This is a genomic window from Pseudonocardia sp. DxW (assembly GCF_058448985.1).
Genome location: NZ_JBZFLK010000013.1, coordinates 114,967 through 135,833, shown reverse-complemented (window position 1 = coordinate 135,833; position 20,867 = coordinate 114,967). Strand labels below are relative to the sequence as shown.

Genomic DNA, 20,867 nt, shown 5'->3' with positions numbered 1-20,867 from the left:
GGGAGCGGGACCGCACCCGCCCGGTGCGGGCGGCCCCTCGACGCTGAGTACCCCGATGTTACTACCGGTACCCCGCTCAACCGATCGGCACGGCCGCCGGTCATCACCCGACCGGGTGAAGCCGTACGGCCGAACGAAGCATGTGTCCCTTGACCGGCGCGGGCGCGGCCCGGAACACGCCCGCCATCCCGGCCAGCGTCCCGCCGAGGTCGTCGCGGCCGGTGAGGAAGGCCCGGCCGCTGCGCCCGGCGAAGAACGCGTCGAAGAAGCCGGGCACCAGCCGGGCGGGCAGGTCGAGCACGGTCCGCAGGCCGTGCCGGCGCAGCAGGTGCACCATCCGCGCCGACGGTGACCACAGCAGCGCCGCCACGGCGGCCGCCGCCGCGTCCGGGCCGTCCGGCAGCCGGCGGGCCAGCACCGCGGCCACCGCGGGGGCCAGCTGCAGCGCCGGGGCGACGCTGAACCCGGTCGCCGGATGCACCAGCGGGGTCGCCGCGCCGAACGGCACCGGATGCGCCGCGGCCCGCGGCGAGTCGACCGGGAACCGGACCCGCTCCACCGGGGCGTCGCCGGGGACCGGGACGCCGAGCCCGGCCAGCCGGGCGGCCAGCCGTTCGCGCAGCTCGGCCAGCGGGAGGCCGGGCCGGCGGGCGAGTGAGGTCTCCTCCAGCAGGACCGTCCCGTCGCCGTAGGGGACGGCGTAGAGGAACGTCGGCCAGTCGGTCCAGCCGGGTGCGGGTGCGGGGGCGGGGGAGCGCCAGTCCATGAACACCGCCTCGCCCGGTGCCACGACCGGCCGGGCGGCGTCCTCGCCGACGACGACGCCGTAGGCGGTCTGCTCGGTCGCCGGGCCGGCCGGGGGGCGCAGCCGGGACGGGGCGCCGGTCGCGTCGACGACAAGTGCGGCGTCGACGACGGGCGCCGCCGCGCCCGCGCTGCTGGTGGCCGCTGCACCCCCGCTGCCGGTGCCCGCCGGGTCCGCGCTGGAACTGCCGGTGCTCGCCGGGCTCCCGGACCCGCCGCCCGCCGCCCGGAGCGCGATCCGGTACCGGTCGCCGGTGCGGCGCACGTCCCCGGCGTCGGCCCGCCCGGTCAGCACGGTGACCGCGCCGAGCCGGGAGTCCAGGTGGTCGCGCAGGCCGGCGGTGTCCAGCACGGCGTAGGCACCCAGGTCGCGCGCGGTGCCGCCGGGCAGCACCGCGCGGGCCCGCGGTCGGGCCGCCACCGCCGATCGGGGCAGGTCGGCGGGCAGCTCCTCGGGCCAGGCGCAGTAGGTGGCGTCCCACGGCCGGTCCGGTGCGGGATCGGCGAGCGCGGTCCGCAGGCCGTGCCCGGCACAGGCCCCGGCGAGCGCCCGCCCGGCCGGCCCGCCGCCCAGTACGAGCACGTCGAGAACCGGGCCGGTCCCGGCCCCGTCACCCGCCTCGGTGCGCACCCCGAACCCTCCCGTCAGACGTGCCGGCCGGAGACCAGGCTGCCACCGTCGATCCGCAGTGTCTCGCCGGTGATCCAGGACGCGGCGTCGGAGACCAGGAAGGCGACGGCCTCGGCGACGTCGGCGGGCACCCCGAGCCGCTTCATCGGGTAGCCGGCGGCGAGGCCCTCCTCGTCGTGCGCGTAGAGCGCCTCGGCGAAGCGGGTCTTCACCACGGCCGGGGCGACCGCGTTCACCCGGATCCCGGGCCCGAGCTGCCCGGCCAGCTCCTCGGTCAGCGTGATCAGCGCGGCCTTGGACGCGCCGTAGGCGCCGATCACGCCGGTCGGCCGCAGCCCGCCGACCGAGGCCACGTTGACCACCGACCCGCCGTGCCCGCCCATCCAGGCCCGGTGCGCCTGCTGCACGAAGCCCAGCGCGGCCACCACGTTCACCTCGAAGATCTTCCGCACCGCGGCCAGGTCGGCGTCGACCAGCGGGCCGTATTGCGGGTTGATCCCGGCGTTGTTGACCAGGATGTCGAGCGACCCGAACGTCGCGACGGTCCGGTCGGCGACCTCGGCGCGGTGGTCCTCGTCGCCGGCGTTGCCCGGCACGGCGAGCACCCGCGACCGGTCGCCGCCGATCCCGTCGGCGAGCGCCGCGGCGGCCGCGGCCAGCTCGGGCTCGCGCCGGCCGGTGATCGTCACCGAGGCGCCGCGGGCGAGCAGGCCCGCCGCGATGCCGTACCCGATGCCGCGCGAGCCGCCGGTGACCAGGGCGGTCCGCCCGGACAAGGTGAGATCGGTCATGGGAGCCGACCCTACGTGGGGAAACGGGTCGCCCGGGCCGGTAGCCTGGCGGAGTGGTCCTGATCGAGTAGCCGGTGTCGCCGGGCACCCGTGTGCCCGCCCCGTCGCTCCCGAACTCTCAGCGCCCACCCCGACGACTCCGTCTGGAGCCCTTCCACGTGATCACCGCGAACGCCCTCGAACTCCGCGCCGGATCGCGGATCCTGCTCTCCGGGGCGGATCTGCGGGTCCAGCCCGGCGACCGGATCGGCCTGGTCGGCCGCAACGGCGCAGGGAAGACGACCTCGATGCGGGTGCTGGCGGGGGAGGGCGAGCCCTACTCCGGCGACGTCCGCTCCAACTCGCCGATCGGCTACCTGCCGCAGGACCCGCGCGAGGGCGACCTGTCGATCACCGCGAAGGACCGGGTGCTGTCCGCTCGCGGCCTGGACACGCTGCTGGCGAAGATGGAGAAGGCCCAGACGGCGATGGCCGAATTGGTCGACGGCCCGGAGAACGAGAAGGCGGTCCGCGAGTACGGGCGGCTGGAGGAGCGGTTCTCGGCGCTCGGCGGGTACGCCGCGGAGTCGGAGGCCGCCCGGATCTGCACCCACCTCGGTCTGCCGGACCGGGTGCTCGCCCAGCCGATGCGGACGCTGTCCGGCGGGCAGCGGCGCCGGGTGGAGCTGTCCCGCATCCTGTTCGCCGCCTCCGACGGCGGCTCGCAGTCGGCGACCACGCTGCTGCTCGACGAGCCGACCAACCACCTCGACGCCGACTCGATCACCTGGCTGCGCTCGTTCCTGCAGAACCACGAGGGCGGCCTGGTGGTGATCAGCCACGACACCGACCTGCTGGCCGCGGTCGTCAACAAGGTGTGGTTCCTCGACGCCACCCGCGGCGAGGCCGACCAGTACAACATGGACTGGAAGCGCTACCTGGAGGCCCGCTCGACCGACGAGAAGCGCCGCCGCCGGGAGCGCGCCAACGCGGAGAAGAAGGCGTCGGCGCTGCACGCGCAGGCCGCGAAGATGGGCGCGAAGGCCACCAAGGCGGTCGCCGCGAAGAACATGGCGCGGCGCGCCGACCAGCTGCTCGCCGGGCTGGACGACGAGCGCCAGGCCGACCGGGTGGCGAGGATCCGGTTCCCCACCCCGGCCCCGTGCGGCCGGACCCCACTCACCGCGGAGGGGCTGACCAAGGCATACGGCTCGCTGGAGGTGTTCACCGGCGTCGACCTGGCGGTGGACCGCGGCACCAAGGTGGTCGTGCTCGGCCTCAACGGCGCGGGCAAGACGACCCTGCTGCGGCTGCTCGCGGGCACCGAGGCGGCCGACTCCGGCGAGGTCGTGCCCGGGCACGGGCTGCGGACCGGCTACTTCGCCCAGGAGCACGACACCCTCGACATGGACGCGTCGGTCTGGGACAACATCCGGCACGCCTCGCCGGACTCGCCCGAGCAGCAGCTGCGCACCCTGCTCGGCTCGTTCATGTTCTCCGGCGAGCAGCTCGACCAGCCGGCGGGCACGCTGTCCGGTGGCGAGCGGACCCGGCTCGCGCTGGCCGGGCTGGTGTCGTCGGCGGCGAACGTGCTGCTGCTCGACGAGCCCACGAACAACCTGGACCCGGCGAGCCGCGAGCAGGTGCTCGACGCGCTGCGCCGGTTCGAGGGCGCCGTCGTGCTGGTGACGCACGACCCGGGCGCGGTGGAGGCGCTGGAGCCGGACCGGGTGATCGTGCTGCCGGACGGGACCGAGGACCATTGGTCGGCCGACTACCTGGAGCTCGTCCAGCTCGCCTGAACCGGCGCGTCGGCCGACCGGTCGTCGCACGGGCCCGTGATCACCCGTCCGGAGCACCAAGATCGTCGATCTTGATGAGGCTCCGTGACCGGCAACGGCCGGAATGGTGCGAGATGGATTCCAACGGGTGACACCATTCTGCTGGTGGGCGGACGAACTCCCGACTGGTCACCGAAGCGTGTGCGCCATTCGGGGTAACCGCTCACCGATCGCGTTTTCCGCGTTCTGGCCAGAAATCATCATCTGGATCATCATGGCCTGATCGTCGCGCCGGATGCGGCGGTCCGCGGGGGCATCCGCGGTGGGGATGAGGAGGGCCCATGGCCGAGCTGAAGAAGGGCGCCCGGATCACCGGGACGCAGCGGGGGAAACTCGCGGCCGATCTGAAGAAGAAGTACGAGAAGGGCGCCAGTATCCGGTCGCTCGCCGAGCAGACCGGCCGGTCCTACGGATTCGTGCACCGCGTCCTCTCCGAGACCGGGGTCACCCTGCGCGGTCGCGGCGGGGCCACCCGCACCAAGAAGAAGTAGCCGTCCACCGGTCCGTCGAGCAGCGGGCGGACCGTACGGACGCACACGACCACCGGCGACGCCGACCGGGCCCGACACGGCCCCGGTACGGCGTCGTCGCACGCCGGGACCCGGCCCGACGGCCGGACCGGGCACAGCCGGCGCGCCGGCGGATCATCCCCGTCGTAACGTGAACCCTCGCCGTCCACCACCGGCGAAGGGGAACATCGTTGGATCGCCCGCTCACCCTGATGCGCGGGGTCATCCGGGGAGCGGACTCACAGTCCATCCGCCGCGGCTCCATCGCGCAGGGCACCTGGCCCCGCATCTGGGGTTTCGTCCGGCCCTACCGGCGCTGGCTGGCGGGCTACCTGGCCCTGACCACGGTCACCGCGGTGATCGGCGTGCTCACCCCGCTGCTGGCCGGGCGGGTGGTCAACACGATCGTCGCCGCCAACGACATCCCGGACGCTGCCCGGGTGATCATCGTGATCGCCGGTGCCATCGCCGGGATGGCGGTCCTGGAGGCGGTGGTCGGGCTCGCCGGCCGCTGGTTCTCGGCCCGGCTCGGCGAGAGCCTGATCGCCGACCTGCGGGTCGCGGTGTTCGGGCACGTGCAGGCGATGCCGCTGGCGTTCTTCGCGCGCACCCGCACCGGGGCGCTGGTCAGCCGGCTCAACAACGACGTCATCGGCGCCCAGACGGCGATCACCAGCACCCTGTCCACGGTGCTGGCCAACACCATCCAGCTGGTGCTGGCGATCGCCGTGATGCTCGGCCTGGCCTGGCAGGTCACGCTGCTCGCGATGCTGCTGCTGCCGGTGTTCGTGCTGCCCGCCCGCCGGATGGGCATCTGGCTGGCCGAGCTGCGCCGGGAGGCGGCCGAGCTCAACGCCACCATGGGCAACCAGATGACCGAGCGGTTCTCCGCCCCCGGCGCGACGCTGGTGAAGCTGTTCGGCGACCCGGCCGAGGAGGCGGGGGTGTTCCGCGGGCAGGTCGCCCGGGTCCGCGAGATCGGCGTCCGGTCGGCGATGGTGTCCCGGCTGTTCGTGACCGCGCTGCAGCTGGTGTCCGCGCTGGCCCAGGCGCTGATCTACGGGCTCGGCGGCTACCTGGCGGTGACCGGGCAGATCCCGGCCGGCACGGTCGTCGCGCTCGGGCTGCTGCTCACCCGGCTCTACACGCCGATGACGGCGCTGGCGAACGCCCGGGTGGACGTGATGACCGCGCTCGTCGCGTTCGAGCGGGTCTTCGAGGTGCTCGACCTGGTCCCGTCGATCACCGAGCCGCAGCGCCCGCGGACCCTGCCGGACGGGCCGGTGGACGTGCGGCTGCGCGACGTCCGGTTCACCTACCCGAACGCCGCCGACGTGTCCCTGGCGTCGCTGGAGGAGGTCGCGGTCCTCGACCGGCGGATCAACACCGAGGTGCTGCACGGCATCGACCTGCACGTGCACGGCGGCGGGCTGCTCGCACTGGTCGGGACCTCCGGGGCGGGCAAGTCCACGCTGGCCGGCCTGGTCCCGCGGCTCTACGACGTCGACTCCGGCGCCGTCGAGCTGTCCGGTGTCGACGTCCGGGACCTCGGCTTCGCGACGCTGCGCCGCACCGTCGGCATGGTGACCCAGGACGGGCACCTGTTCCACGACACGATCGGCGGGAACCTGCGCTACGCCGCCCCGGAGGCCACCGACGAGGAGATGCTCGACGCGCTGCGCCGGGCCCGGCTCGGTGACCTGATGGCCGCGCTGCCGGACGGCCTGGACACCGTCGTCGGCGAGCGGGGCTACCGGCTCTCCGGCGGCGAGCGCCAGCGGCTGACGATCGCCCGGCTGCTGCTGGCCCGGCCGCGGGTGGTGATCCTCGACGAGGCCACCGCGCACCTGGACTCGGAGTCCGAGGTCGCCGTGCAGGAGGCGCTCGCCGAGGCGCTCGTCGGGCGGACCGCGATCGTGATCGCGCACCGGCTGTCCACCGTCCGGGCCGCCGACCGGATCGCGGTGCTGGAGGCCGGCCGGGTCGTGGAGACCGGCACCCACGACGAGCTGCTGGCCGCGGGCGGCCGGTACGCCACCCTGCACCGGACCCAGTTCGCGCCGGAGACGGCGCCGACGACCCGCTGACCCGGCCCGGGCCTCAGACGCCGTCCAGCGGGTTCGGCGCCGCCGCGTCCGGCTCGGCGACCGTCGCGACCACCCAGAACAGCAGGGCCACCCCGACCGCGCCCGGATCCGGCCTGCCCCGCGCCCGCTCACCCAGGTACGACGCCCGGCCGTGCCGCGCGGTCAGGTCGGCGGTCCGCTCGGCGCCCTCCCGGGCCGCCGTCGCCGCGGCAGCGTAGCCGTGACCGAGCGCGCTCACCGCGGGCGCGAGCGCGTCGACCAGCGTCCGGTCCCCCTCGCGGGCCTCGCCGACCCGCTGGATCGCGGTCAGCCCGTCCCGGGCACCGGAGGTCAGCGCGGCGAGATCGCCGTCGGCCGACTGCACGGTCCCCAGCGCCCGCGCGATCTCGGTGAACAGCAGCCCGAGCAGTGGCCCGCTGGTGCCGCCGACCTCGTCGAGGAACACCTCGCCGAGCGCGGCGAACCCGCGCCGGCGGCCCTCGGCGAGCCGCACCGCCTGCCGTACCCCGGCCCGCAGGTTGTCGCCGAAGTCGCCGTCGCCGGAGTGCTGGTCGAGATCGGTGAGCGCGGCGTGGCCGTCCTCGACGGCGCGGGCGAAACGGTCGAGGACGGCGTCCTGGTCGAGTCGGCTCACTGGTCCTCCGTGGTGGCGCGCGGGAAGGCGGGGGTCTCGGCGGGGGCGGCCCAGAGCGGGATCCAGTCCGGCCGAAGGCGGGTCACGGTCAGCGAGAACCCGGCCATGTCCAGGGCCGGGACGAAGGTGCCGACCAGCAGCCCGGCCGGCTCCAGCCCGCGTTCGGCCAGGCCGGCCGACGCCAGCTCGGCCAGCACGTACAGCTCCAGCAGGGAGGTCCCGCCCAACCCGTTGACGACCAGCACCGCGGCCGGGTCCCCGTCCGGCAGGCCGCCGACGATCTCGTCCAGCATCCGGCCGACGAGCTCGTCGGTCGGCGGCCGCGGGATCGACCGCCGGGCCCGCTCGCCGTGGATGCCCACGCCGTAGTCGAGCTCGCCGTCGAGCGTGAACGCCGGCTCGCCGGTGCGGGCCGAGCTCTGCGCGCGGGAGGCGACGGCCAGGCTGCGCGACGCGGCCACCACGGCGGTACCCAGCTCGGCAAGCGGGTCCAGGCCGGCGCCGGTGTCGGCGGCCGCGCCGAGGATCTTCTCCACGACCACGGTCGCCCCGGTCCCGCGACGGCCGGTGGCGGTGTCCAGGCCGTCGGTGGCGAGATCGTCGTCGACCAGCACCCGGCGGACGTCGATGCCCTCCATCCGCAGCCGCTCGGCGGCGATCCCGAAGTTGATCCGGTCCCCGGTGTAGTTCTTGACCACGTGCACCACGCCGTCGGGGCCGGCGGCCGCCCGGGAGGCGTGCAGCACCGCCTTGTTGTGCGGGGAGGTGAACACGGCGCCGGGGGCGACGGCGTCGAGCATGCCGCGGCCGAGGAACCCGGCGTGCAGCGGTTCGTGCCCGGAACCGCCGCCGGACACCAGCCCGACCCGGCGCTGCGGGGACCGCCTGCGGGCGACCAGGTGGACGGGATCGGTGTGCAGCTCGACCAGGTCGGGGTGCGCCCTGGCGAAGCCGCGGACGGCGGCCGGGACCGGGTCGTCGCCGGCGGGATGGAACGGGAACGGCATGCACCCGATCATGCTGGCGGTGCCGCCGGACCGCATCAGGGAGTGTGGGTGACCGCCCGGACCCCGTTCTCGACGACGTCCAGGACGGCGTCGAGGTCGTCGGTGGGCAGGCCCATCGCCAGGTGCGACACCAGCCCCTCCAGGACCAGCTCCAGGTACTGCGCGAGCACTGGGACCGGCACGTCGTCGCGGAGCGCGCCGGCGGCGGCCTGCCGTTCCAGCCGGGCCCGGGTGGCCGCGGTGAGCGCCACCGAGTGCTCCTGCCAGCGGGCCCGGAAATCCGGCTCGGTGCGCAGCCGCCGGGAGACCTCGAGCCGGGTGCCGAGCCAGCTGCGGTCGGAGTCGGCGTCGAGCAGGTCGCGCATGACCTGCACCAGGCCCTGCTCGGCGACGACGTCGGCCATCCGGGTGGCGTCCTGCTCGGCGAGCGCCAGGAACAGCGCCTCCTTGTCCCGGAAGTAGTGGAAGATCGCTCCGCGGGACAGCCGGGTGTACTGCTCCAGACGGCGGACGGTGGCGCCCTCGTAGCCGTGGTCGGCGAAACAGGTCCGGGCACCGTCCAGGATCTGCCTGCGCCGGGCGGCGAGCTGGTCCGTGCTGACGCGGGGCATGACCCCAGTATTCCGTACGCTTGTCCGGCTTGCCGGGGAGTGACGCGACGTGGCGTCGCTTACCCTCTCGGCGACCTGCGACCGTCACCCGGCGGGGGTAGCGTCGTCGTGGTGACAGCGGACGACGAGAGCGTCGCACGGGGGGACGGCCGGCTCCGCAGCAGAGCCGCGGCCGAGGCCTACGTGGCGTCGGTGTGCTTCAAGCACGGGCCCCCGGCCCTGGTCGGAGTCGAGATCGAGTGGATGCTCCACCACCCGGACCGGCCCGGTGAGCCGGTCGACCTGGACCTCCTGCGCGCGGCGCTCGGCGCGCACACCCCACCCGCCCTGAACCCGTCCTCGCACGGCAGGCCGCTGCCGGCCGGAGGCATCGTCACCGTCGAGCCCGGTGGCCAGATCGAGATCTCCAGCCCGCCGTCGGACGGGCTGTTCCCGCTGGTGGGAGACGTCACCGCGGACGCGGCGCACCTCCATCACCTGCTCGCCCGGCACGGACTGGCGCCGCACGACCGCGCCGCCGATCCGGTCCGCCCGGCGCAGCGCCTGCTCGATCTCCCGCGGTACGCCGCGATGGAGTCGGTGTTCGACCGGGTCGGCCCGCACGGCCGCAGCGGCATGTGCTCGACCGCCGCGGTCCAGGTGTGCCTGGACGCCGGCCCGGCGGACCGGATCGCGCAGCGCTGGGCGGTGCTGCACGAGCTCGGCCCGGTGCTGGTCGCGGCGTTCGCGAACTCGCCGGTCCAGCACGGCAGGCGCACCGGCTGGAAGTCGTCCCGGCAGGCGTGCTGGCTGAGCCTCGATCCGGGCCGCACCGCGCCGCCGCCGGTGACCGACCCGGATCCGGCCGCGACCTGGGCGCGGCGGGTGCTGGACACCCCGCTGCTGTGCGTGCGCGGCACCGGCACCTGGGCGGTCCCGTCCGGGGTCACGTTCGCCGACTGGGTGTCCGGCCGGGTCGCCGAGGGTGTCCTGGAGCGGCCGCCGACCGAGGCGGATCTCGATTACCACATCTCGACGCTGTTCCCGCCGGTCCGGCCGCACGGGCATCTGGAGGTGCGCTACGTCGACGGCCAGCCCGGCGACGACTGGGCGCTGCCGACCGCCGTGCTGCTGGCGCTGACCTCGTCGGACGCGGTGGTCGACCGGGTGCGGGAGATCTGCGCGCCGGTCCGGGACGCGTGGGTGCCCGCCGCCCGCGACGCGCTCGCCGATCCGGCGCTGGGCGCCGCCGCGGCGGCGCTGTTCCCGCTCGCCCACGACGTGCTCTCGGCCGGCGGGCATCCGCTGGTCGACGCCCCCGGGCCGCTGCTGTCGCGGATGCGCGAGGTGACCGAGCACCGGGTGCTGCGCGGCCGCTGCCCGGCCGACGACATCTACCCGCTGGAGAACACGATCGACGGCGCGGCGACCACCGCCGTGCCGTTCCCCCCGGGGCTGTACCTGGGCGACGTCCCACCGGACGCGTCCGGCGACCCGGCCCGGAATCCCGCACGCATCCAGGAGGGTGTGAGGTGACCCAGTCCGACGTGACCCGCACGGAAACCGCCCGGCCGGACCCGGCACCGCCGGAGCGGGCCCGGCCCGCACACGTCACCGGTCCCGCCGGGCCGGGGGAGACCCCCGAACTGCTCCGCGAGCGGGTGGCCGCGCTGCTGGACCGGTCCCGTGAGCGCAGCACCCGGCTCACCGATCTCGACGACGGTGAGCTGCAGGCACAGCACTCCCCGCTGATGTCGCCGCTGGTCTGGGACCTCGCGCACATCGGCTCCCAGGAGGAGCTCTGGCTGGTCCGCGACGTCGGCGGCCGGGAACCGCTGCGCCCCGAGATCGACGGCCTCTACGACGCCTTCCAGCATTCCCGCTCGTCCCGGGTGGAACTGCCGCTGCTGACCCCGGCCGAGGCCCGCCGGTACGTCGGCGAGGTCCGGGACAAGGCGCTCGACGCGCTGCACCGCAGCCCGCTGCGCGGCCGGCCGCTGGAACACGACGGCTTCGCCTTCGGGATGATCGTCGCGCACGAGCAGCAGCACGACGAGACGATGCTCGCCACCCACCAGCTCCGGGCCGGCGCCCCGGTGCTCGATGCCCCGCCGCCGCCGCGCCCGGCCGCGCCGGTCGACGACACCGCCGAGGTGGCCGTCCCGGCAGGCCCGTTCGAGATGGGCACCTCGGCCGAGCGGTGGGCGCTGGACAACGAGCGGCCGGCGCACACCGTCGACCTGCCCGCCTTCGTGATCGACGCCTATCCGGTCACCAACGGCCGCTACACCGCGTTCGTCGACGCCGGCGGTTACGACGACCCGCGCTGGTGGACCGACGCCGGCTGGGCGCACCGGATCGCCGAGGACCTGACCGCGCCCCGGTTCTGGTCCCGGGACGCCGACGGCACGTGGTGGCGGCGCCGGTTCGGCGTCGTCGAGCCGGTCCCGGCCGACGAGCCGGTCGTGCACGTGACCTTCCACGAGGCGCAGGCGTTCGCCCGGTGGGCCGGCAAGCGGCTGCCGACCGAGGCCGAGTGGGAGAAGGCCGCCCGGTACGACCCGGCGACCGGCCGGTCGCGGCGCTTCCCATGGGGCGACGACGGGCCGACCGACGCGCACGCCAACCTGGGCCAGCGGCACCTGCGGCCGGCCCCGGCCGGGGCGTACCCGGCGGGCGCCTCGGCGCTGGGCGTGCACCAGCTGCTCGGCGACGTCTGGGAGTGGTGCGACTCGGGCTGGCACCCGTATCCCGGGTTCCGGATGTTCCCGTACCCGGAGTACTCCGAGGTGTTCTTCGGCGGCGACTACGCGGTGCTGCGCGGCGGCTCGTTCGGCACCGATCCGTCCGCGATCCGGGCCACCTTCCGCAACTGGGACCACCCGGTGCGCCGCCAGATCTTCTCCGGGTTCCGGCTCGCCCGCGACGCCGGCCCCGATCTCTGACGGTGTGCAGGCACCTGGCGTACCTGGGCCCGCCGCGCACCCTGGCGGAGATCCTGCTGGAACCCGAGCACGGGCTGCTCCGGCAGTCCTACGCGCCGGCCGACATGCGCGGCGGCGGCACGATCAACGCCGACGGCTTCGGCGCGGGCTGGTACCCGGCGGGTTCCGCCGCACCGGCCCGGGTCCGGTCCGCCCGCCCGCTGTGGGGGGACACCTCGTTCGCCGCGCTGGCCGGGGCGACCAGCACCGGTGCCGCGCTGGCCGCGGTCCGCTCGGCCACCGTCGGCATGCCGGTGGTGGAGACGGCCGCCGCGCCGTTCACCGACGGGCGCTGGCTGTTCAGCCACAACGGCGTCGTCCGGGACTGGCCGGGTTCGCTGGCCGGTGCCGCCGCCCGGCTGCCGGTGACCGACCTGATGACCCTGGACGCGCCCACCGACTCGGCGGTGCTGTGGGCGCTGGTCCGGGCCCGGCTGCGGGCCGGGGACGATCCGGCCGACGTGCTCGCCGGCACCTGCGCGGCCGTCGACCGGGACGCGCCGGGTTCGCGGCTGAACCTGCTGCTCACCGACGGCGCCACGATCTGGGCGACGGCCTGGCGGCACGCGCTGGCCGTGCGCGGCCACGACGGCGCGACCACGGTCGCGTCCGAGCCCACCCACGAGTTCCCCGACTGGACGCAGGTGCCCGACCGGCACCTGGTGGTGGCCCGGCCCGGGCACCACGACCTGTACCCGCTGACCGGGCCACGAGCCCGCGGGTGACCGACAAGAGGAGCAGTGTGTCCACTCCCGGACTGATCCAGCTCGACGTCCACCTCACCGATGCCGACGCCGACGCAGCGCTGCGCGCCGACGTGGCCCGCGGACTGACCGCGCGGCCCAAGGAGCTGCCGCCGAAGTGGTTCTACGACGCCCGCGGCTCCGAGCTGTTCGAGAAGATCACCGAGCTGCCGGAGTACTACCCGTTCCGCACCGAGCGGGTGCTGCTCACCGACTCGGTCGCCGACATCGCCCGCTCCTCGGGGGCGGACACCGTCGTCGAGCTCGGATCGGGGTCCTCGACGAAGACCCGGTTGCTGCTGGACGCGTTCGCCGCGGCCGGGACGCTGCGCCGGTACGTGCCGCAGGACGTCAGCGAGTCGGCGCTGCGCGGCGCCGTCGACGAGCTGCACCGCGACTACCCCTCGCTGGCGCTGCACGGCGTCGTCGGGGACTTCACCCGCGACCTCGACCGGCTGCCCGGCGCCGATCCCGGCGGCAAGCGCATGATCGCGTTCCTGGGCGGGACCATCGGGAACCTGCTGCCCGGGCCGCGGCACGAGTTCCTGACCCACGTGCGCGGCGTCCTGGCGCCCGGCGAGCAGCTGCTGCTCGGCACCGGCCTGGCCACCGACCCGGCGGTGATGGTGCCCGCCTACGACGACGCGGCCGGGATCACCGCCGAGTTCAACCGCAACGTGCTCTACGTGCTGAACCGCGCGCTGGGCGCGAACTTCGAGGTGGACGCCTTCGAACACGTCGCGCTGTGGGACGCCGCCAACGAATGGATCGAGATGCGGCTGCGCGCCTCCCGGGACATGCACGTCCGGGTGCGGGCACTGGACCTGGACGTGCGCTTCCTGGCGGGGGAGGAGATGGCCACCGAGATCTCCGCCAAGTTCCGCACCGAGGTGGTCGACGAGTTCGTCACGGCGGCCGGCTTCGAGCCGACCCGGCGCTGGATCGACCCGGACCGGCGGTTCGCGCTGAGCCTGCTCACCGCCATCTGACTTGGCTCAGACGTAATTACGGAATAACGTAGGGGCATGGTCGCCGCCGGTCCTCCGTCCCCGCCCGCCGTCCGCACCCGGCGGGCGCTCGCCGCCGCGGCGGCCGGAGCACTGGTCGCCGGGCTGCTCGGCTGGCTGCTCGCACCGGCGCCGAGCACGCCCGGCCCGCAGACCACCGGCGATCCGGCGCTGGCCGAGCGGCTGCGGGCCGAGGCGGGGGCCGGCCGGCACGGGCTGGTCGCCGCCGTCGTCCGGGACGGGCGGGTCACCGTCGCCGGGATCGGCGACGACGGCCGCGGCGAGCCGGTCGGCGCGGCCACCCCGTTCGAGATCGGCTCGGTGACCAAGACCGTCACCGGGGCGGTGCTCGCCGAGCTGGAGCGGCGCGGCGAGCTGCGGTCCGACGAGCGGGTCCGGGACGTGCTGCCCGGCCACCCGTGGCGGCCCGGCGGCGCGGGCGACGTCACGCTCGCCGAGCTCGCGACCCACCACGCCGGGCTGCCGCGGACCCCGGGCGGGCTCGCCGAGTTCGCCCGCGGCGCCGTCGGCGCGAACCCCTACGGCAACGACGTCGCGGACATCCTGGCCGCCGCCGACCGGGCCGAGCTGTCCGGGCGCGGCGAGCACCACTACTCCAACCTGGGCAGCGCGCTGCTCGGTCACGCGCTCGCCGAGCGCGCCGGGACGCCGTACCCGCAGCTGGTCGACGAGATCGTCGCCGGCCCGCTCGGCATGACCGGGACCGCGGTGCTCGACGCGCCGCCGCCCGGTGCGGCCCGCTCGCACGATCTCGCCGGCCGCCCGCAGCCGGTCTGGCTCGGCGCGGGCGACGCGCCCGCCGGCATCGGCGTCTGGTCCACCGTCGACGACCTGGTCCGCTACGTGGCCGCGACCGGCGACCCGTCGTCACCGGTGGCGCTCGCCGCGCAGCCGCGCGCCGACTCCGATCTCGGCCGGATCGGCTACGGCTGGGAGGTGCTCGACGCCGGCGGGCGCACCCTGCTGTGGAAGAACGGCGGCGTCTCCGGCACCTGGACGACCGTGCTCACCGAGCCGGCCACCGGCGACGCGGTCGTGGTGTTCGGCAACTCCGGGCGCCCGGTGGACGCGCTCGCCGTGCGACTGCTCGAGGCTCCCTCGCCGTTCCCCGGCTCCGGCGGCGGCACTGCGGGGCTCGTCCGGGACGGGCTCCCGATCGTCGTCGGCACGCTGTTCCCGCTGCTCGGCGGCCTGACCACGCTGTTCGGTGCGCTCGGCGGCCGGCCCGGGCACCGGCGCCGGGTGAACCGGGTCGAGTTCGCCGGCACCGCGGGGAGCGGGCTGTTCTTCCTGGCCATCGCCTTCATGAGCGGCGGGGTGTCCTGGTGGCTGGTCGTGCCCTGGATGCTGGGCTGCCTGGCCTTCGGCGCGGGCCTCGGGGTGGCGATGGCGCACTGGCGCGGGTGGGACGACGCCGGTGGCGCCGCCCGCTGGACGAACGCGGTGATCGGGCTGGTCCTGGGCCTGGGCGTGGCGGGCACGCTCGCCGCGGTCGGGCTGGGCGCGATCTGACGCGATCCCGCCCGGCCCGCCCGCCTCACCGCCGGATGCGCAGCGGCACCGACTCCCAGGCCCGCAGGGTGTTGTTGTGGTGGCGCACGGTCGGGCCGGCGAGCTCGATGCCGCGCACCCGCGACGCCAGCGCGGTGAGCAGCGCCTCCGCCTCCAGCCGGGCGACGTGCTGCCCGACGCACTGGTGCAGGCCCATCCCGAACCCGACGTGCCCGGACGGATCCCGGGACAGGTCGAAGACGTCCGGGTCGGTCCAGCGGCGCGGGTCCCGGTTGGCGGACCCGAGGAACATCAGGATCTTCCTGCCCTCCGGGATCACGTGGTCGCCGACCCGGACGTCGGTGGTCGCGGTCCGGAAGAAGGTCTGCACCGGCGACTCCCAGCGGATCGCCTCGTCGAAGGCGACCCGGGCGAGCGAGGGCCGCTCGCGCAGCCGCTCCCACTGCCCGGGGGAGGTGGCGAACGCGTAGAGCACCGCGGACAGCGCATGCACGGTGGTGTCGACGCCCGCGGAGAGCAGCGAGCGGACCACCAGCGGGGCCTGCTCGTGGGTGATCTCGCCGCGATCGGCGGCGGCCCAGATCCGGGCGCCGAAGCCGTCGTCGCTCAGCGCGTCCCGGGCGCACTGGGCGTTCACCCAGGCCGCGAGCTCGCCCGCCCGCGGCGCGCCGGCGGCGACCAGGTCGTTGTGCGGGCCGAAGGCGTTGAACAGGAAGTCGCCGTAGGGCAGCAGGTTCTCCCGGCCGTCCTTCCCGATCCCGACGGCGTCCGGGAACACCCGCAGCGGGAACGCCTCGGCGAGCGAGCGGACGCCGTCGAACTCGTCGCCGCCGGCCAGCACCTCGTCGAGCAGCGCCTCGGCGTCGGCGAGCCAGCCCGCGCGCAGCCGGCGCAGCTCGCGCGGGCCGAGCACGGCGCCGAGCACCCGGCGGGGCGCGTCGTGCCGCGGCGGGTCCGCCTCCAGCAGCAGGCTCGGCGGCCGCCACGGCTTCTCGTAGCGGAAGTTGGACAGGCCGACCCCGGCCGCCGACTGGAAGCCCTGCCAGTCGACGAGCGCGGCGTGCACCTGCTCGTAGCGGGCGAACGCATACACGTCGTGCCGGGTCAGGTGCACCACCGGGCCGGCGTCGCGCAGCGCGGTGTGCAGCGGGATCGGGTCCTCCAGCACCTCGTGCGAGAACGGGTCGGTGTCGTCGGTGGGCGGCACGGCGCCCCCGGCCACGGCGGACGCGCCGGTCGGTGTGCTGGTCCTTGTGGTGGTCTTTGTGGTGGTCACGATGGTGCCTCCGCGGGTCGGGAGATCAAAGATCGAGCACGAGCCGGTCGCTGCGGGAGCGCGACACGCAGATGAACATGCAGTCGCCCGCCTGCCGCTCGTGATCGGTGAGCAGGGCGTCGCGGTGGTCCGGCTCGCCGGCCAGGACCTCGGTCTCGCAGGTGCCGCAGACCCCGCGGCGGCAGGACGACAGCACGTCCACCCCGGCCTCGGCGACCGCGTCGAGCACCGTCCGCTCCGGGGTGACCTGCACGGTCACGCCGGTGCGGGCCAGCTCGATCTCGAACGGTGTGCGGCGGGCCGGTGCGGCCGGCTCCGCGGCGACGAACCGCTCGGTGCGCAGGGTGTGCTCCGGCCAGTCCGCGCAGGCCGCCTCGGTCGCGGCGAGCAGCGGCGCCGGCCCGCAGGCGTACACCCGGACGCCGGGCCGCGGCCGGCCGAGGAACCCGGGCAGGTCGAGCAGCCCGGTCTCGTCCTGCGGGGCGACGACGACCCGGTCGCCGTAGCCGGCCAGCTCGTCCAGGAACGCCATCGAGCTGCGGCTCCGGCCGCCGTAGAGCAGCCGCCAGTCGGCGTCGAGCAGATCGGCCTGCACGACCATCGGCAGCAGCGGGGTGATCCCGATCCCGCCGGCCACGAACAGGTACTGCTCCGAGGGCACCAGCGGGAAGTTGTTCCGCGGCCCGCCGACGCCGATCTCGTCGCCCACCGCGAGCTCGTCGTGCACGGCGGCCGAACCGCCGCGGCCGTCCGGCTCGCGCAGCACCGCCACCCGGTAGCGGTGCGGGTCCCAGCGGTCCCCGCACAGCGAGTACTGGCGGGTCATGCCGTTCGGCAGCTGCAGGTCGACGTGCGCGCCGGGCGCCCAGTCCCGCAACCGCCGCCCGGCGGGCGGGACCAGCTCCAGCTCCACCACGCCGTCGGCCCGCGGACGCTTCGCCGCGACCCGCAGGGTGGTGGCCTCCGCGTCGCTCCGCGCCGCCGGCCCGGCCGATCCGGTCTCGAACACCTGGGTATCGCTCACCCGACCTCCTCGTCGTCGTCATCAGGTTCCGCCGACGACCGGCCGCCGGAGTAGCAACTTCTCAATGGACGAGAGAGCTGGCAGGATCGCGTCGTGTCCAGAGCCGCCACCGGGGAGTCGTCGCTGGCCCGCGCGGTGCGGGTGATCGCGGCCTTCACCCCCGAGGAGCCGGAGCTGCGGGTCTCCGAGATCGCCCGCCGCAGCGGGCTGCACGTGGCGACCGCGTCCCGGCTGGTCGCCGAGCTGGTCACGCACGGCCTGCTGGAGCGCGGGCCGCACCGCGAGGTGCGGGTCGGCGTCCGGCTGTGGGAGCTGGCGGCCCGCGCGTCGCCGACCATGTCGCTGCGCGACGCCGCCCTGCCCTACCTGGAGGACGTGCACGCCGTCGTCGGCCAGCACACCCAGCTGGGCGTGCTGGACGGCACCGACGTGCTGTTCGTCGAACGGCTCTCGGCGCGGGACGCGATCATCAACTACAGCCGGATCGCCGGCCGGATCCCGCTGCACCTGTCGTCGTCCGGGCAGGTGCTGCTCGCGCACGCGCCGCGCGAGCTGCAGGCCCGGATCCTGGCCGGGCCGCTGGAGCGCTACACGCCGCACAGCGTCGGCACCCCGGAGGCGCTGCGCGAGGCGCTGGCCGCGGTCCGGCGGACCGGCTACGCGGTGCTGCCCGGCCACCTGCACCCGGACGCGGCCGGCGTCGCCGTGCCGGTCCGGGGTGCGCTGAACGAGGTGGTCGCGGCCCTGTCGGTGATCGTCCCGAACGACGGCCGGGCGCACGGGCACGTGCCGGTGCTGCTCGCCGCCGCCCGGGGGATCGGCCGCACGCTGAGCGCCGGGCGCGCGCCCGCGGACCGGGATCAGTGATCCTCGAACGAGTGCGCGAGCACCCAGCTGGGGAACGCGGTGATCTTCGCGTCGAGCACCAGCGGGCGGTCCCGCGGGCCGGCCAGCCAACCGGTCACGGCCGCGGTCACGTCCGGCACCGAGCGCACCACGGCGGCGTCGCAGCCGAAGCCGCGGGCGATCGCCGCGAGATCGGTGTCCGGGAACTCGACCAGGTCCGTCGGGTGCCCGGACGGGCCGAAGTGCTGGACCTCCGCGCCGTAGGCGGCGTCGTCGTAGACCAGGACGACCAGCGGCAACCGGGCGCGGACGGCGGTGTCCAGCTCGACCAGGCTCATCATGAAGCCGCCGTCGCCGACCGCGGCGACGGTCACCCGATCCGGCCGCGCGACGGCGGCGCCGATCCCGGCGGCCAGCCCGAGGCCGATCGACTGGAAGGCCAGCGGCATGACGAAGCCGTCCTGCCCGACGTCGAGGAACATGCTCGGGTAGCCGACGAAGTTGCCGCCGTCCACGGCGAGCGTCCGGTCGGCCGGCAGCAGGTCGTCCAGCGCGATCGTCACGGTCCGCGGGTCGATCAGGGTGTCCGTCCCCGTGTCGGTGTAGGGCACGTCGCGCCAGCGGCCGCCGGCGATCCGGGCCTTCAGCTCGGGGGTGCGCTGCGCCGACGGTGGGCCGCCGCGCCGGGCCAGCTCGGTGAGCAGCGCGCGGGCGGTGCGCCCGGTGTCGCCGACCACCCCGAGATCGACGCCGCGGTGCACGCCGATCGCCGCCGGGTCCCGGTCGACCTGGACGACGGTCGTCCCCGGCCCGGGCAGCGAGCCGCCCCGGGTGGTCCACTGGTTCAGCGAGGCGCCGAACGACACCAGCAGATCGGTGCCGCCGAGCAGCTCGGCCGCGGTCGGCGTGGCGAACCCGCCGGACACGTCGACGCTCCACGGGTTGCCCGCGAACAGCCCGCGGGCCACCGCCGAGGTGGCGAGCAGCGCACCGGTCGCGTCGGCCAGCTCCTCGATCGGGCCGCGCGCGTTCCGCGCGCCGCGCCCGCCGAGCAGCACCGGCCGCCGGGCACCGGCGAGCAGATCGGCGAGCCGGGTGACGGCCTCGGCCGAGGGCTCCGACTCGACCAGCACCTCGGGCGGCCCGGGCGCGGCCGCGGCCGGCGGGCGCGGCGCGTCCTGCACGTCCAGCGGGAGCTGGAGCACCACCGTGTTCCCGTCCCGGGCCCGCCGGTAGGCGCGCACCGCCTCCTGCACCGCGGTGGCCGGCGTCGTGACCGTCTCCACGACGGCGCCCGCCGCGCGCAGCAGGGCGGTCTGGTCCAGCACGAAGTTGCTCGTGACGTCGGGCAGCGCGGTCGCGCCGGTGAGCACCAGCAGCGGGGTCCGGCTCTTCGCCGCCTCGACGATCCCGGTGACCGCGTTGGTCAGCCCAGGGCCCTGGTGCACCGAGACCACGGCCGGTCTGCCGGTGACCCGCGAGTGCGCGTCGGCCATCACCGTCGCGCCGGCCTCGTGCCGCGCGGCCACGAAGCTCGCACCCCCGGCGACCAGCGCGTTCGTCACGTGGAAGTTGCCGCTCCCGATCACCCCGAACACGTCGGTCACGCCGAGTTCCGCCAGCCTGCGCCCGATCGCCCCGGCCACCTGCTCGTCCGATCCCACCTGGTCACTCCCCGCCTCGTCGACCGTTCGCCGTTCCCCGGCGATGGTGCGTGGCGGGCCACCGGCCCGAACAGCGGAGTTTCATTCGACGGGAATGCCCGTGTCAGAATCCCGGCGTGTCACGCACTCCGACGGGGGAGTCGGTGCTCGCCCGCGCCGTCCGGATCTTCGAGGCCTTCTCGCCGGGCGAGACGACGCTGAGCGTCTCGGAGATCTCCCGGCGGGCCGGGCTGCACATCTCGACGACGTCCCGGCTGGTCGCCGAGCTGACCGGGCACGGCCTGCTCTCCCGTGGCCCGGGGCGGACCGTGCAGATCGGCCTGCGGCTGTGGGAGCTGGGCCTGCGGGCGTCGCCGACGCTGACCCTGCGCCAGGTCGCGCTGCCGTTCCTCAAGGACCTCACGAACCTGGTCGGCCATCACGCGCAGCTCAGCGTGCTGGAGGGGATGGACATCCTGTTCCTGGAGCGGCTCTCCGCCCCGGGCGCGGTGGTCAACCTGTCCCGGGTGGCCGGCCGGATGCCCGCCACCGCGACCGCCCCCGGCGTCCTGCTGCTCGCGCACGCCGATCCGGAACGCCAGGAGGAGGCGCTCGCCGGGCCGCTGCCGACCTACACCCGCCGGACGATCGGCGATCCGGACCGGCTGCGGTCCGCGCTGGCCGAGGCCCGCCGCAACGGCTTCGTCACCTCGCCCGGCTGGGTCGAGCACGTCGCCTGCGGTCTCGCCGTGCCGGTGCGCGAGGCCGACGGCTCACCGGTCGCCGCGCTGTCGGTGATCGTGCCCAACGACGACCGGGTCTTCGGCTTCCTCCCCGCGTTGCGCGCCGTCGCGATGGAGATCGGGCTCGTCCTGCGGCGCGCGCACGCCGAAACCGACACGTGAGACAACTCAGTATCAATCTCATTGATTGAAAGT

18 protein-coding genes are annotated in these 20,867 nt (G+C 75.3%); 10 read left to right on the top strand and 8 right to left on the bottom strand.

The features are described 5' to 3' along the window. Window positions 1-103: 103 nt before the first annotated feature. Together ACVJO7_RS20985 and ACVJO7_RS20980 are read right to left on the bottom strand one after the other, a co-directional pair. Window positions 104-1,435, bottom strand: a complete 1,332-nt coding sequence (locus ACVJO7_RS20985) for a lycopene cyclase family protein (RefSeq protein WP_491674295.1) — start codon at window positions 1,433-1,435, stop codon at window positions 104-106. Window positions 1,436-1,449: 14 nt separating this feature from the next. Then, entirely contained in the window at window positions 1,450-2,226 is a 777-nt protein-coding gene (locus ACVJO7_RS20980; protein WP_491674294.1) for an SDR family oxidoreductase, read from the bottom strand. Window positions 2,227-2,384: 158 nt separating this feature from the next. Here ACVJO7_RS20980 and ACVJO7_RS20975 point away from each other — a divergent pair, with 158 nt between their 5' ends. The 3 genes from ACVJO7_RS20975 (at window position 2,385) to ACVJO7_RS20965 (ending at window position 6,642) form a co-directional block, all read left to right on the top strand. Further along, a complete protein-coding gene (locus tag ACVJO7_RS20975; protein ID WP_344030072.1) occupies window positions 2,385-4,007 on the top strand; it encodes an ABC-F family ATP-binding cassette domain-containing protein in 1,623 nt (540 codons plus the stop codon). A 320-nt stretch (window positions 4,008-4,327) separates the two neighbouring features. Continuing rightward, window positions 4,328-4,537 (top strand): helix-turn-helix domain-containing protein, encoded by a 210-nt coding sequence (locus tag ACVJO7_RS20970; RefSeq protein WP_010240451.1) that lies wholly within the window; start codon window positions 4,328-4,330, stop codon window positions 4,535-4,537. Between the two features lie 209 nt (window positions 4,538-4,746). Further along, window positions 4,747-6,642 carry an ABC transporter ATP-binding protein gene (locus tag ACVJO7_RS20965; protein WP_491674293.1) on the top strand — a complete coding sequence of 632 codons (1,896 nt, stop codon included), beginning with the start codon at window positions 4,747-4,749 and terminating at the stop codon, window positions 6,640-6,642. Between the two features lie 13 nt (window positions 6,643-6,655). Here the strand turns inward: ACVJO7_RS20965 and ACVJO7_RS20960 are convergent, their stop codons facing one another. From ACVJO7_RS20960 to ACVJO7_RS20950, 3 genes are read right to left on the bottom strand one after another with little or no spacing between them, the layout of a single operon-like run. Continuing rightward, complete coding sequence (locus ACVJO7_RS20960) at window positions 6,656-7,276, bottom strand: DAK2 domain-containing protein (RefSeq protein ID WP_491674292.1); 621 nt, start codon at window positions 7,274-7,276, stop codon at window positions 6,656-6,658. Continuing rightward, window positions 7,273-8,283, bottom strand: coding sequence for a dihydroxyacetone kinase subunit DhaK (locus ACVJO7_RS20955; RefSeq protein ID WP_491674291.1), 1,011 nt, complete (start codon window positions 8,281-8,283; stop codon window positions 7,273-7,275). Before ACVJO7_RS20955 ends, ACVJO7_RS20960 begins: the two co-directional genes overlap by 4 nt. Before the next feature lie 35 nt (window positions 8,284-8,318). Then, window positions 8,319-8,894: a TetR/AcrR family transcriptional regulator gene (locus ACVJO7_RS20950; RefSeq protein ID WP_491674290.1), complete on the bottom strand. Its 576-nt coding sequence runs from the start codon at window positions 8,892-8,894 to the stop codon at window positions 8,319-8,321. Window positions 8,895-9,005: 111 nt separating this feature from the next. On the opposite strand from ACVJO7_RS20950, the gene egtA reads away from it, so the two are divergent. The 5 genes from egtA to ACVJO7_RS20925 all read left to right on the top strand — a co-directional run bounded on the left by egtA (window position 9,006) and on the right by ACVJO7_RS20925 (window position 15,140). Next, window positions 9,006-10,409, top strand: a complete 1,404-nt coding sequence (gene egtA / locus ACVJO7_RS20945) for an ergothioneine biosynthesis glutamate--cysteine ligase EgtA (protein WP_491674289.1) — start codon at window positions 9,006-9,008, stop codon at window positions 10,407-10,409. Window positions 10,410-10,519: 110 nt separating this feature from the next. Next, window positions 10,520-11,818: an ergothioneine biosynthesis protein EgtB gene (egtB, locus tag ACVJO7_RS20940; RefSeq protein WP_491674341.1), complete on the top strand. Its 1,299-nt coding sequence runs from the start codon at window positions 10,520-10,522 to the stop codon at window positions 11,816-11,818. A gap of 2 nt (window positions 11,819-11,820) precedes the next feature. Then, window positions 11,821-12,582, top strand: coding sequence for an ergothioneine biosynthesis protein EgtC (gene egtC / locus ACVJO7_RS20935; protein WP_491674288.1), 762 nt, complete (start codon window positions 11,821-11,823; stop codon window positions 12,580-12,582). Between the two features lie 17 nt (window positions 12,583-12,599). Further along, window positions 12,600-13,589: an L-histidine N(alpha)-methyltransferase gene (gene egtD, locus ACVJO7_RS20930; RefSeq protein WP_491674287.1), complete on the top strand. Its 990-nt coding sequence runs from the start codon at window positions 12,600-12,602 to the stop codon at window positions 13,587-13,589. 36 nt (window positions 13,590-13,625) lie between these two features. Continuing rightward, window positions 13,626-15,140 carry a serine hydrolase domain-containing protein gene (locus ACVJO7_RS20925; protein WP_491674286.1) on the top strand — a complete coding sequence of 505 codons (1,515 nt, stop codon included), beginning with the start codon at window positions 13,626-13,628 and terminating at the stop codon, window positions 15,138-15,140. A 25-nt stretch (window positions 15,141-15,165) separates the two neighbouring features. On the opposite strand, the gene ACVJO7_RS20920 is transcribed toward ACVJO7_RS20925, so the two are convergent. Both ACVJO7_RS20920 and ACVJO7_RS20915 read right to left on the bottom strand, forming a co-directional pair. Next, window positions 15,166-16,362: a cytochrome P450 gene (locus ACVJO7_RS20920; protein ID WP_491674340.1), complete on the bottom strand. Its 1,197-nt coding sequence runs from the start codon at window positions 16,360-16,362 to the stop codon at window positions 15,166-15,168. Between the two features lie 79 nt (window positions 16,363-16,441). Then, on the bottom strand, window positions 16,442-17,368 hold the full coding sequence (locus ACVJO7_RS20915; RefSeq protein WP_491674339.1) for a PDR/VanB family oxidoreductase: 927 nt from the start codon (window positions 17,366-17,368) through the stop codon (window positions 16,442-16,444). Between the two features lie 165 nt (window positions 17,369-17,533). On the opposite strand from ACVJO7_RS20915, the gene ACVJO7_RS20910 reads away from it, so the two are divergent. Further along, the gene (locus ACVJO7_RS20910) at window positions 17,534-18,307 is read left to right on the top strand and encodes an IclR family transcriptional regulator (protein WP_491674285.1); all 774 of its coding nucleotides are present in this window, start codon (window positions 17,534-17,536) and stop codon (window positions 18,305-18,307) included. Here ACVJO7_RS20910 and ACVJO7_RS20905 read toward each other — a convergent pair. After that, window positions 18,301-19,950, bottom strand: a complete 1,650-nt coding sequence (locus tag ACVJO7_RS20905) for a thiamine pyrophosphate-binding protein (RefSeq protein WP_491674284.1) — start codon at window positions 19,948-19,950, stop codon at window positions 18,301-18,303. The two genes, ACVJO7_RS20910 and ACVJO7_RS20905, sit on opposite strands and share 7 nt — an antisense overlap. A 116-nt stretch (window positions 19,951-20,066) precedes the next feature. Here ACVJO7_RS20905 and ACVJO7_RS20900 point away from each other — a divergent pair, with 116 nt between their 5' ends. After that, window positions 20,067-20,834, top strand: a complete 768-nt coding sequence (locus ACVJO7_RS20900; RefSeq protein WP_344030045.1) for an IclR family transcriptional regulator — start codon at window positions 20,067-20,069, stop codon at window positions 20,832-20,834. The last annotated feature ends 33 nt before the right edge of the window (window positions 20,835-20,867 follow it).